Origin of the sequence: Chryseobacterium sp. 'Rf worker isolate 10', from assembly GCF_050753305.1 — a bacterium.
GTDB lineage: Bacteria > Bacteroidota > Bacteroidia > Flavobacteriales > Weeksellaceae > Chryseobacterium.
The window spans coordinates 189,028-201,708 of sequence record NZ_JBOZOF010000005.1; the positions used below are offsets into that span (position 1 = coordinate 189,028).

Sequence of the window (12,681 nt, forward strand, 5' to 3'; positions counted from 1 at the left end):
AAAGGCAAACCTGCTATGCTGCAAATTTGCCTTTTTATGATTTTTATGATTTATTTTATTGAACAATCATCTTTTGAATGGCTATTCCTGTATCCGATTTCAGCTGTACCAGATACGTTCCTGCAGGATAACTGATTTTCGCTTCATACGCACCGTTTTCTTTGTTCAGTTTGAATGAATCCAGTCTTTTACCCGTCATATCAAAAATTGAAATTTCTCCGTTTTTCGCTTTGCTGAAAACTAATTTAGCTGTCCCATTTTTTACCGGATTATCTGCAATCTGAAGGGATAATTTGTTGGCTGCATTTGCATCTGCTGTTGACAAAGTACCTGCATAATTTCCAAAAATTCTGAATTCTCCCGGCTGTAAAGTAATCGGAGCCGTTGTGGAAATTACGTTTGAAATACTGTCATCCATCAGATTCTGCCATTGACCTGTGTAAGGGAAATAAGGCACTACATTCTGTACGGATGTAGTATAATTAGCCAATACCACAACATTCTTGGTTCCTGTTGTAATAGCTGTATCATACACGTAAATTCTTGTGATCAGACCATTAGGATCATTCGTAAGGTTATTGGATTCTATACTGTACGTTTTAGATTTAAAAACCGGATAGGTATTTCTGATATTGATGATTTTAGCCCAAGTATCGTAAACAGCCTTTCTGTTGGCATTGGTATCATATCCTAAAGTGAATGCAATTGGTTTCTCATCGGTTCTGCAGCCGCTGTCGATAGTACCGTTTGCACATCTGTTGATGCTGAATTCATATCCTAATTCTCCGAACTGCCAGATCATTTTCGGACCGGGAATAGTGAAGAAGGTGGCACCGAAAGTTTTCATTCTTTCAAGAGCGGTATTCAGGTCTTTCACATTATAACTTCCGTTAGTCGCTCCGTATGCAAGATTTTTAAACATTAATCTTTCTTCATCATGGCTTTCTCCATAGCCTACAGCACTCATATTGGTAAAGCCGTGAAGACTGTGGTTCATACGGTCATAATTGCTGTTTTCCTGATATCCCATTGTATTCTGATTGTAAGGATCGGTCTGCTTATTCCAAAGCATAACGCCTTTTCCTTCTGCTATTCTGTAGTTCGCCCATTGCTGTTCTTCCGCATCTGTTCCAAGGTGTTCGAATATCATGTAAGAGTTCGGGTCCAGAGCCCATTGTCTGTCTGCATAGTGTTTCATGATATCCACTCTGTCCTGCTGATAAGCGTTGGTACAGGCTTCATCGTTTTCAGAACAGCTTTGGGTAAATCCTTTTGTTAGATCCCAACGGAATCCGTCTATGTGATATTCAGTGAGCCATTGCTGAAGACATCTTTCAACGTAATATTGCGTTGAAGGACTCGTGTGGTTAAAATCATTGAATACATTGTATGAATGTTTCGGAACCTGATTAAAGTAAGGATTGTTCGCCGCCACATCGCCATAGCCATCTCCATCCGGATCTACATTCCAAAGTCTTACCAAAGGAGAACGTCCTGTAGCGTGGTTAAATGCTACATCCAGAATCACAGCAATTCCGTTTTGGTGGCACAGATCTACAAATTCTTTGAATTTTTCCGGAGTTCCATAGGCTTTGTCCAATGCATAATGGAAAGAAGTATTGTACCCCCAGGAAAGATTTCCGTCAAATTCCATGATTGGCATTAATTCTATAGCATTGATTTTTAAGTTCTTTAAATAAGTAATTTTATCAATCAATGACTGCCAGTTCTTTTCCTGTGTAAAGTCTCTCAATAATAATTCGTAGACCACCAGATCTTGTTTTGCTGGTCTCTGAAAATTGGTAACCTGCCAGTTATAGGCTGTTTGTCCTGTTTTAAATGTTGAAACTTCAAATCCCTGTCCGGCAGGAAATGCTGGCAGGTTCGGATAAGTAGAGGCCGAAATCCACTGATCATCGTAAGAAGATAAAATTTGCGGTGAATAAGGGTCTGCTACTTTTCTCAAATCATTGGTTCTGTATTGGAAGGTATAGAGCTGTTGAGGGGTTAGTCCAATTAGTTCAATCCAGTAAAGATCAGGGTTTGTAGTATCTCTTTTCATTAAATAGGTATCATTCACAATCCAGTTATTGAAACTTCCGATAACATGTACAAAATTTTTCCCGGGAGCATATAATGCCAGTCCTACTTTGGCCTGATCTGTCGGGTGATAATTGATTCCCTGTCTGATCCAATTCGGTATTGCTTCAGAAACTACATTTCTCGGAACCTGTAAAATAAATGTTGCACTTTTAGAATTGGTTCCCTGTGTGGCAACAAGTTCCATACTGGCATCCTGAGTAACTGTATAGTTATAAGAATAGGACTGTGATGGAGTTGTTGTAGAGTTAACAACTGCTCCGTTTGCTTTTAACTGAAATGTTGCATTAACATTGGCTGTCGCAGTAATATTGATGGAGTTCCCAACCGGAACTGTGGTAAGACTATTCGCCTGTGGGTTTGTAAGGCTTAAGCTTAAAGTCCCTACGTTTACAAAAATATCGGGTGAAGTCTGATGAGATCCTGTTTTATCTTTTAATAAAAATCCAAACCTTCCGATTCCTGTTCTTCCATAAAAAGAAGTTGGTGTAAAAGTAAGCGAATAGGTATCTGTTCCTGCATTATAATTCAGTTTATTCAAATCATTGGAGTTATTCCAGCTGCCATTGGTAGGACAATCCTGGCTGTTCTGATAATTGGTATCAAAAGACCATGTCCAGATATAAATGGCATTATTGGAAACTCCCCATGCAGATTCGTCAATCTGATCTCCCGGAACGGTAAGCGTGACAGCATCTGTTTCATTGAATGGATTGGGGGTAATGGTGTAACTGATCTGCCCAAAAACAACTATTGTAATCAGCAGAAAAACAACGGAATAAAATTTTTTCATGTCTTATTTTTTATCGAATATAATATTAATTTTTATTCATACTCATTATTTTGATGAGATATTTCATTTTCAGAAGAAAAAGACAAAATAAAAAAGGCTCATGAAAATTTCATGAGCCTCCCAATAAAAGTAATTGTAATGAACTATTTTTTATATGACGAATATCTTTTGAAACAGATTAATCCTTTATAATTTTTTTAGAAACAATCTGTCCGTTCTTTAATTTTAATTCTACTATGTATAATCCTGAAGGAAGTTCAGTCATGTTGATCTGATTATCCGAAAACTGTACATTCATTCTCTGCCCTACTGCATTGGTAACGTTTACTTTTTCAATCGCTGAATCTGATTTTACCGTAAGAATTCCTTTTGTAGGGTTAGGATACATTCCTATTACAGACTTATTCAGTTGCGTTTCTGAAGTACTCAAAGAAGAAGCAGGTTTAATGCACCTTACTGATGATCCCTGCCCTCTCATGGCACCAGCCGATGCATTGGCAATCGTTGTTCCGATGTACAGATATTTTCCTCCTGAGCTTGAGGTATCTGAACTCCAGAAATATCCTCTCTGTCCTACATAAGTAAAGTCGCCATTACTCGAACTTCTGAATCCTCCTGCCGGTAATTTAAGATGACTGTTATAGGCAGTTGTCGGATTAGCAATACCTTCAGAACTTACTAAGGTTGCCCACTCTGTCTGAGAAGGCATTTTCCAGTCTGTACCTATCGCTTTACAAGGATCTACTCCCACAGATGCATTAACATCTGCCACTGATGCTCCATTCCATGTATCTCCACCTGAAAAACCTGCCCACCACGCCGGAGATCCTGCAATATAACCTCCTGCTGTTGCACTTGTTCCTTCCGGAGTATTCGGTGATGGAGCCTGTACTACCTGAGAATTTCTAAGCTGGTGCCCGTCATCCCATCTTCCCCATTGGAAAAGGTCTCCATATGAATTGGCATCAGCCATTGATGAAGCAACCTGTGCGCTTCCCAGGTTCTGCTGAAGCCATATTTTTCCATCTGATCCTCTTACCGTAGTATAAGCTACCTGCTGACCACGATACATGAAACTTACACAGCCAACATCACCTGCATTTGATCCGGGATCTGTATTGCTGCAAGTTTGTGGATTCAGGTTCAGAGAAATTCTTTTAACTTTTGTCGTATTATCAGAATAAGCCAGAACAAGGTAGTTCTGTGCTTTATCTACTGCAAGATCATTGTATTTTGCTTCACCGTCCGAAACAAAATCACCTCCAAAAGGAACCCAATTTTGTGAATCGTCTAATTTATACACGGTATTTCTCAGGAAATTATCATTTTCAAAACGGCTTGCTACCACATAAGGTGTGCCGGATCCGGTAACTGCCAAAGCAATATGCTGTACACTTCCTTCTGAAAAATTAGCATTTCCAACCTGTACCCAAGAGTTTCCATCGAATTTCTTAACATTCACTTTTCTTCCCCCTCCTGAGTTGGAAACATAAGCTACGTAGATTCTATTCGCTCCATCTAAAGCAATATCAGCATTGTACTGTTCTCCTGATGAAGAAGCAGCTACAGCAGCTCCGCCTACTAAAGTCCAGTTTTGTGTTGAGTTTGCATCAGTACTGTTTTGATATACTTTTAAGCCTCCGGAAACATTGCTTGTATAGATCATATTATTGGTTCCGATGACCATTTCAGCAAATTCGGCACCTCCTGAGAAGCCTGCATTTCCTACTTGCTCCCATGCTCCGCCAAAATATCTTTTTACCGTTCCTGAACCATAAGATCCATAAGTGAATATAATATTATCCGAAGATACCGCCGAAGCCTGATAATTAACAGAACTTTCCGTAGCGTTAGGGAGCTGAGACCATAAAGATCCCGTAAATAACCTTACTTCCATTCCGGCGCCTGGATAACCTATCTGATTGGTATAATAGATACTGTTTCCGTTCGGGCTTATAGACAATGAGTTGTAAGTGGCTGTTCCTGTTGTAACTCCAGGTGTGCCCCCTAAGTAAGACCACGAGCTTCCGTTAAATTTCTGAACAGAGCCTTTGGCTACTGAAACATCATAATATGACAGATAGTAATTTCCTGAGTTATCAATAACAAGATTATTAAAGCTGCTTCCTCCTGCAGATACATCCTGAACGCCTCCTACATTTTCCCATTGCTGAGCATACATGCAGCTTCCAGCAAGGGTTAGCAATGCTAATCCCGTTCTGATTTTCTGTATTGCAAAATGTAAATTTTTAAACATATGAAATATTATTTTTAATTATTCTAAATTTAATTTAATTTTGCGCAAAAGTACCTCTCATAATTAACCCAGAGTTATCATTTACGAACTTTTGGTTATCCTGCGAAGGACTTTTTACTTTAGAAGTTGTACCATGGCTGTAAAAATGTGTTGTATGAGGAAACCATCCAAAAGTGGACTTTTGTTCGAATCCGAAGACATCAAAATCATCATGGAGGAAGACCTGTGTCCTGACCAATCCTTCAAGTCTCATATGCTGGAAGGGAAGTCAAGTTTTAATCTTATTTTCCTGCTAAGCGACGGCATTAATTTGAAGGCGCACGATTGCGGAACTCAGTTTTTATTTAAGAAGAATCAATATATCCTTCATTATTCCCCTACAGAAAGTATTGCCGAGCTATGGACAGAAAATCAGGAAATCCTTAGGTATCTTCAAATCCAGATTAATTACCAATATATTTTTAACCTCATCAATCCTGAGCTTAATGGTGAGAATGCAGAGATTCTGGAAAATATGATTCATAATAATTTCATATTCCTGCATAAAGAAACACCGCCGGACATGACAGTTGAAATGCATATGATTGTAAAGGAGATTCTGGGTTATACCAAGAAAGGTATTATGCAGAAATTATTCCTAGAAGCAGAGATTATCAAACTTCTTATTCTGATTTTTGAACAGTTCAATGAGAAAAACACATTGGAATCTACTCCAAAGATTCCGGAAATCATCAGAAAATTCATTGATGAAAATTACCACAGAAATATAAAAGCGGAAGAGATAGGAAAGTATATCGGGATGAATCAAAATATCATCCGAAAAGAATTTAAGGCACAATATAATACAACCATAGCTCATTATATCTCGGAACTCAGGATGCTGAAAGCCAGGAAACTGATCACAGATAAAGAGATTATGATCAAAGAAATCGCCATTGAATGCGGTTATGAATACCTGCAGAATTTTACGCGGGCTTTTAAAAAGAAATTTGGAGTGTCTCCGGAAAGTCTGAGAAACAATAAATAGAAAAACCGCTTAATTGCTTAAACGGTTTTGTATATGTTGTTTTGCTTTGATATTACTTTTTCAGAATTCAGGTGAAAAAGCAATGACAATCAATTAATGATGATGTCCGTGATCGTGAAGGAAAGGTCCGTTTCCTTTAGGCTCGTTATAGATAACTTCTACACCTTCCTGCTCAGTAATAAGCTTTCTTCTGATATCTTCAGGGTCGAAAGGCTTTACTTTTCCGAAATACTCTTTCAAACCTTCAGTTAGCCACATTGGGATTACTAATCCGAAGAACATGAAAATACACCAGAATCCTACTAAGAACATAGTAATGAAGAATATAGTCCAAAGGAACTGGTAAAACGGCCAAAATGCTGATAATATCGTTATCATTCTCTTAAAGATTTTAGGCAAAAATAGAACTTTTTTCCTTTTTACACAAAAGATCAGCGTTCTATTTTGTTATTTATTTTAATTTTAAACTAATTAGTGGGCAAGATTTGCGAAGAAATCGTTGCCTTTATCATCGGAAATGATGAATGCAGGAAAGTCTTTTACTTCGATTTTTCTTACTGCTTCCATACCTAATTCCGGGAAGTCTACTACGTCCACAGATACAATATTGTCTTTGGCAAGAATAGCAGCCGGTCCTCCGATAGATCCAAGATAGAAACCTCCGTATTTATGACAAGCATTGGTAACATCTTTACTTCTGTTTCCTTTTGCGAGCATGATCATACTTCCGCCGTGGCTTTGGAATTCGTCTACATAAACGTCCATTCTTCCGGCAGTAGTAGGTCCGAAACTTCCTGACGCCATTCCTTCCGGAGTTTTTGCAGGTCCTGCATAATAGATCGGGTGGTTTTTGAAATACTCCGGCATTGGTTTCCCACTGTCGATAATTTCTTTGATTTTTGCGTGAGCGATATCTCTTGCTACGATCAGTGTTCCGTTCAGTTTCAATCGGGTTTTGATCGGATATTTTGAAAGCTCAGCAAGAATTTCGGGCATTGGTTTATTCAGGTTAACCTCAACGGCTTCTTCCAAGTGTGGAGGGGTATCTGGTAAGAATCTTTTCGGATCCTGCTCCAACTGCTCTAAAAAGATCCCTTCTTTTGTGATCTTTCCTTTGATATTTCTGTCTGCAGAACAAGAAACTCCCATTCCAACCGGACAAGATGCAGCGTGTCTCGGAAGTCTGATTACTCTCACATCGTGGGTAAGGTATTTTCCTCCGAACTGAGCTCCGATTGCACTTTCCTGACAGATTTTCTGAACTTTAGCTTCCCATTCAAGGTCTCTGAAAGCCTGTCCGGCTTCATTTCCTTCTGTCGGAAGATTGTCATAATATTTTGCGGATGCTTTTTTAACGGTTGCAAGGTTGGCTTCTGCTGAAGTTCCTCCGATTACCAATGCTAAGTGGTAAGGCGGGCAGGCAGCTGTTCCAAGATCTGAGATTCTTTCTTTAACGAATTCTTCAAGAGATTTTTCGTTCAATAAAGATTTTGTCTTTTGATATAAGAATGTTTTGTTGGCAGAACCTCCACCTTTTGTTAAGAATAAAAATTCGTAATAATCTCCTTTTTTAGCATAGATATCAATTTGTGCAGGAAGATTAGATCCCGAATTCTTCTCATCAAACATGGTCATAGGCACAACCTGAGAATATCTTAAGTTTCTTTTCTGATACGTATTGAAGATTCCTTTGCTTAGATATTCACCATCATCTACTCCTGTATAAACATTTTCTCCTTTTTTCCCCATTACAATTGCTGTACCTGTATCCTGGCAAGAAGGAAGAGCTCCTTCAACCGCTACCGCAGCATTTTGTAAAAGGTTGTATGCAACGAATCTGTCATTATCTGTAGCTTCAGGATCATCAATAATTCTTCTAAGGCTTTCCAGGTGTGAAGAACGAAGCATGAAAGAAACATCTGCCATCGCTTCTTCAGCCAACAGTTCCAATCCTTTCGGATCTACTGTCAAAATTTCTCTGTCACCCAGTTTTTCAACCTTTACATAATCTGATGTAAGCTTCTTGTACACCGTATCATCTTTCTGAATAGGATACGGATCCTGATATCTAAAATCCATTCAATTTTTGTTTGTACAAAAATACGCCTCCTCTAAAAAATATGAGTAAAATCAGTCATTTAAATTGATATTTATAATGATTATAAATTGGCGGTTTCTGAGTTTATAAGTACCTTTATAGGAGCTAAATAAGCGAAGCCAAAACATTATTTTTTTCATTAAACATGAATAATATCAACAATATTTATGGCTTAGAATAAAAAGATCATACAAATTTCAACCACTATGAATTACAGAATTGAAAAAGACACCATGGGAGAAGTGCAGGTACCTGCAGATAAACTTTGGGGTGCACAGACGGAACGTTCAAGAAACAATTTCAAAATAGGACCTGAGGGTTCAATGCCGCACGAAATCATTGAAGCTTTTGCTTATCTGAAGAAAGCTGCCGCTTATACAAACACTGATCTGGGAGTACTTTCTGCAGAAAAAAGAGATATGATTGCTAAGGTATGTGATGAAATTCTGGAGGGAAAACTTAACGATCAGTTTCCTTTGGTGATCTGGCAGACAGGTTCCGGAACACAGTCGAATATGAATGTGAATGAAGTAGTTTCAAACAGAGCTCATGTTAATAACGGAGGAACTTTAGGCGAAAAATCTGAAATTCATCCAAATGACGATGTGAATAAATCACAGTCTTCTAATGACACTTATCCAACTGCCATGCACATTGCTGCCTATACAAAGGTGGTGGAAGTAACAATTCCGGCTGTAGAAAAATTAAAAAATACGCTGGCTGAAAAGTCAAAAGCTTTCAAAGATGTTGTAAAAATCGGTAGAACCCATTTGATGGATGCTACTCCACTTACTTTGGGGCAAGAGTTTTCCGGGTATGTGGCTCAGTTGGAATTCGGTTTGAGAGCTTTAAAAAATACTTTACCTCACCTTTCTGAACTGGCTTTGGGAGGAACAGCTGTAGGTACAGGATTAAATACTCCCAACGGTTATGATGTAAAAGTAGCTGAATATATTGCCCAATTTACCAATCATCCTTTCATCACTGCAGAAAATAAATTCGAAGCCCTTGCTGCTCATGATGCGATTGTGGAATCTCACGGAGCTTTAAAACAGCTGGCTGTTTCTTTATATAAAATTGCTCAGGATGTACGATTACTGGCATCGGGCCCACGTTCCGGAATCGGGGAAATTCATATTCCTGAGAATGAACCGGGATCGTCTATTATGCCAGGAAAAGTAAATCCTACTCAAAATGAAGCCATGACTATGGTTTGTGCACAGGTTTTAGGAAACGACACTACGATTTCTTTTGCAGGAACTCAAGGAAATTATGAGCTGAATGTTTTCAAACCGGTAATGGCTTACAATTTCTTACAGTCTGCCCAATTGATTGCTGATGCGTGTATTTCCTTCAATGACCACTGTGCGGTAGGTATTGAACCGAATCACGAGAGAATTAAAGAGCTTGTAGACAAATCTTTAATGCTTGTTACGGCCTTAAATACTCACATTGGATATGAAAATGCTGCTAAAATTGCTAAAACTGCCCATAAAAACGGAACAACTTTAAAAGAAGAAGCCATTAATCTTGGTTTGTTAACCGCTGAACAGTTTGACGAATGGGTAAAACCCGAAGACATGGTAGGAAGTTTAAAATAATGATTCTATAACTGATACAATGCAAAAACTCCGGGAGTCTTTCCCGGAGTTTTTCGTTTTGCTATCAAAATATATTTAATCTAATCCGATGGCCAGGCCGAATATCAGCGCTTTATCATTTTTGAAATAACTGTCTTTAAAGAAGTTGCTGAAATCTTTTTTAACAAAGAGACTGAAGCTGTTGTATGAAAAAGTAATCTGTGCACCATATACAAAAGGATTTACCTGATAGTTCCCGCGGTCTCTGGTTTCGCCATCAATTCCTTTTACAATATTGTTGGTGGACATTTTTACACCGCCATATACATTGGCTCCTATTTTAAATCCGGTGTAATAACTTCTGTACTGAATATCCATTCCGGCATTTTTAAGTTTGGAAAAATTATACTGCACCCCAAGAGGAACCATAATATATCCTGTTCTCAGCTTGCTTTTCTCAAGATTATCGCTGTACTGTGCAAGAGCAACTCCCTGATTTGCATTTCTTATAAACATCATATTGTTATCCGCTCTTACGGTTCTCCATGAGAATCCTAATCCTGAAGTGATTGCCCACGGGCTTGTTCTGCTAAGCTGGTAGTTCAGTTTAAGACCAAACTCCAGGTTATTGGCATATCCTATATTTTTATCCAGCTCATTGTCGGGAGAGCTATTTGTCAAAGTCATAATTCCGTAAGAGAAATATCCTGTAAAGCTTCTGCTGGGACGGAATTTTTTCAACAGTTTCTCTTTGAGCTCTTCTTTGGAAGTAACGTCTGTATTCAAAAGTGAATATCTTACCTGCTTTTGAATAACATCATCCAGATCAAACCCAAGCTCTTCAATTCTTTTATCCATTTTCTCAGAATAACGGTCTGCAATCTGAGCTTTTTCTCTGTCAAAATCTGCTTTATCAAGGTTTCTGGCCTGCAAAACCACCAATTCTTCTTCCATAAGCTTTTTTTCTTCCTGAATAATGGTATTGATTTTTGTAGCATATTCTTCCACTTTCTCTTTTACAATCGGGCTTACTTCGGTGTCTTTTTTAGAAGACAGGTTAATATTCAGTCCCTTTTTCTGTGCATGGAATGATGCTGAAATAGAGCATAGCAATCCCATTACGATAAATTTCTTGATCATATTATTAATTTTTAATTTTTTACGGGTAAATTATCTGGCATTCAAATCAATAGTAGTAGCCACATTACTTCCATCCTTTGTTTTTTCGATCACATCTTTATGTTCTACTGAGAAAAGAAGCGTGGAAGGGTCTACATATTTTTTCTTTTTAACCGGAGTTTTTAAAGAATCGGCTTTTGCCATCAGTTTAGGATTCGAAAGCTGAGGAAGCTCCAGTTTAGTTTCTTTGGGAATAAGTTTATTCTGAACTATCGCCACTGCAGAAATCACTTCTTCTTTATCCTGGGAAAGTGTTTTCTTCACTTCCTTTTTATCACTATTTTCAACTGCCACCTGAGGAGTATTTTGAACCGGATCTTTTACGATTTCTTTTGTAGTGCTCTTTTCTGTTTTCTTTACCATTTCCGGCTGAATCGCTGAAGGCTGATTAAGAAAAAACAGAACACTTCCCAAACTGAATAATAATAGTAAACATGCGGCTACTAAAAACCAGTTCATTTTTGATTTGGGACGAGTATTATTTCTGTTATGAACTTCTATTTCAGACCACAGATCACGGGATGGAGTAATCTCTCTTTCCTTCATCTGATGTTTGATCTCGGTTTCAATATTATCTGTAAACGTTTTCATTTTTCACTTTTTTTTGTTGTTGAAAGTAGATCTTTCTTAATTTTTCTTTTGCTCTGAACAGCTGTGTTTTGCTGACAGCAATTGAAATCTGCAAAGTATCAGCAATTTCCTGATGAGAATATCCTTCCAGTACATAAAGGTTAAAAACCATTCTGTAGGCATCGGGAAGCTGATCCAAAAGCTCTTGTGCATTAAAATCACAATCAATCTCGGGCTCATGAATATCTTCGTGAAAAGATTGATTGATATCGTCCAGATAGAAAACCGTTTTATGGCTTTTGATAAAATTCAGACACTCATTCACCACAATTCTTCTTGCCCAGCTATCCAGGTTCGACTCTCCTCTGAAGCTTTCTATGTGCTTAAAAATTTTACAGAATGCTTTGATGAGACAATCTTCTGCCTGATACAAATCGCTCACATAGGTTTTGCTTACACTCAGGAATCTCTTGACATTCTGCTCATAGAAAATCTTCTGTGCAGCCGGATCCTGTTTCTTCAGGAGGCTCAACAAATCAGGTTTTTTATTTCCGAACAAAAGTTTCATGCTTATACTGTTTCTACTTTAAAGACAATCAAAACAAAAAAAGGTTACAACTTGAAAAAAAATATTTTACTATTTAATATAATGAGTTGATTTTTTTTGCATAGAGTTACAAATATTTCATCTTATTTTAATTTAGTCAACAAAAAAATACTTTCATTAAAAAACTGAAATACAATTTTTTAGATCAAAATAATTTGTATTTATTTTTTCCTATATTGGAGATATAATTAATCCCAAACTAAAACCATGAAAAATTTAAAAAAATTAAAAAGAGAGAACCTGAAAACAATCAAGGGCGGAAACACGCCGCTTTGTGACATGTATCTGGTACAATACAACGGATATTATGCATGCTGCAGCGTGCCTACAACCAATCCCTGTGAACTGAAAAAAAGAGAATGTCTGGTAGAAAACGGAATGTGTGATTCATATAATCCGGGGAATCCGTTATGATCTCTGTAAGAATAGCTAAGAAAAGGCGGCTTCATTTCTGAAGCCGCCTTTTCTAT

Annotated in this window: 10 protein-coding genes; 3 read left to right on the forward strand and 7 right to left on the reverse strand. The window is 37.8% G+C overall.

The genetic code is table 11. From position 1 onward, the window contains the following. Positions 1–55 precede the first annotated feature (55 nt). On the reverse strand, positions 56–2,893 hold the full coding sequence (locus LKL37_RS20610) for an alpha-amylase family glycosyl hydrolase (protein ID WP_431612301.1): 2,838 nt from the start codon (positions 2,891–2,893) through the stop codon (positions 56–58). Between the two features lie 178 nt (positions 2,894–3,071). Beyond that, positions 3,072–5,150: a T9SS type A sorting domain-containing protein gene (locus LKL37_RS20615; protein WP_431612302.1), complete on the reverse strand. Its 2,079-nt coding sequence runs from the start codon at positions 5,148–5,150 to the stop codon at positions 3,072–3,074. Positions 5,151–5,304: 154 nt separating this feature from the next. Between LKL37_RS20615 and LKL37_RS20620 the strand changes: the two genes are divergently transcribed. Then, positions 5,305–6,177, forward strand: coding sequence for a helix-turn-helix transcriptional regulator (locus tag LKL37_RS20620; protein WP_431612303.1), 873 nt, complete (start codon positions 5,305–5,307; stop codon positions 6,175–6,177). A 93-nt stretch (positions 6,178–6,270) separates the two neighbouring features. On the opposite strand, the gene LKL37_RS20625 is transcribed toward LKL37_RS20620, so the two are convergent. After that, a complete protein-coding gene (locus tag LKL37_RS20625; RefSeq protein WP_171006268.1) occupies positions 6,271–6,555 on the reverse strand; it encodes a hypothetical protein in 285 nt (94 codons plus the stop codon). Between the two features lie 93 nt (positions 6,556–6,648). Then, positions 6,649–8,256, reverse strand: coding sequence for a fumarate hydratase (locus tag LKL37_RS20630; RefSeq protein WP_431612304.1), 1,608 nt, complete (start codon positions 8,254–8,256; stop codon positions 6,649–6,651). A gap of 225 nt (positions 8,257–8,481) precedes the next feature. Between LKL37_RS20630 and fumC the strand changes: the two genes are divergently transcribed. Continuing rightward, a complete protein-coding gene (gene fumC / locus LKL37_RS20635) occupies positions 8,482–9,876 on the forward strand; it encodes a class II fumarate hydratase (protein ID WP_079243526.1) in 1,395 nt (464 codons plus the stop codon). A 75-nt stretch (positions 9,877–9,951) separates the two neighbouring features. Here fumC and LKL37_RS20640 read toward each other — a convergent pair whose 3' ends face one another. From LKL37_RS20640 to LKL37_RS20650, 3 genes are read right to left on the reverse strand one after another with little or no spacing between them, the layout of a single operon-like run. After that, a complete protein-coding gene (locus LKL37_RS20640) occupies positions 9,952–10,995 on the reverse strand; it encodes a porin family protein (protein WP_431612305.1) in 1,044 nt (347 codons plus the stop codon). A gap of 30 nt (positions 10,996–11,025) precedes the next feature. Next, the gene (locus LKL37_RS20645; protein WP_431612306.1) at positions 11,026–11,625 is read right to left on the reverse strand and encodes a hypothetical protein; all 600 of its coding nucleotides are present in this window, start codon (positions 11,623–11,625) and stop codon (positions 11,026–11,028) included. Then, on the reverse strand, positions 11,606–12,172 hold the full coding sequence (locus tag LKL37_RS20650; RefSeq protein WP_431612307.1) for an RNA polymerase sigma factor: 567 nt from the start codon (positions 12,170–12,172) through the stop codon (positions 11,606–11,608). Before LKL37_RS20650 ends, LKL37_RS20645 begins: the two co-directional genes overlap by 20 nt. A 246-nt stretch (positions 12,173–12,418) precedes the next feature. Between LKL37_RS20650 and LKL37_RS20655 the strand changes: the two genes are divergently transcribed. Then, on the forward strand, positions 12,419–12,625 hold the full coding sequence (locus tag LKL37_RS20655; protein WP_431612308.1) for a bacteriocin-like protein: 207 nt from the start codon (positions 12,419–12,421) through the stop codon (positions 12,623–12,625). Positions 12,626–12,681 lie beyond the last annotated feature (56 nt).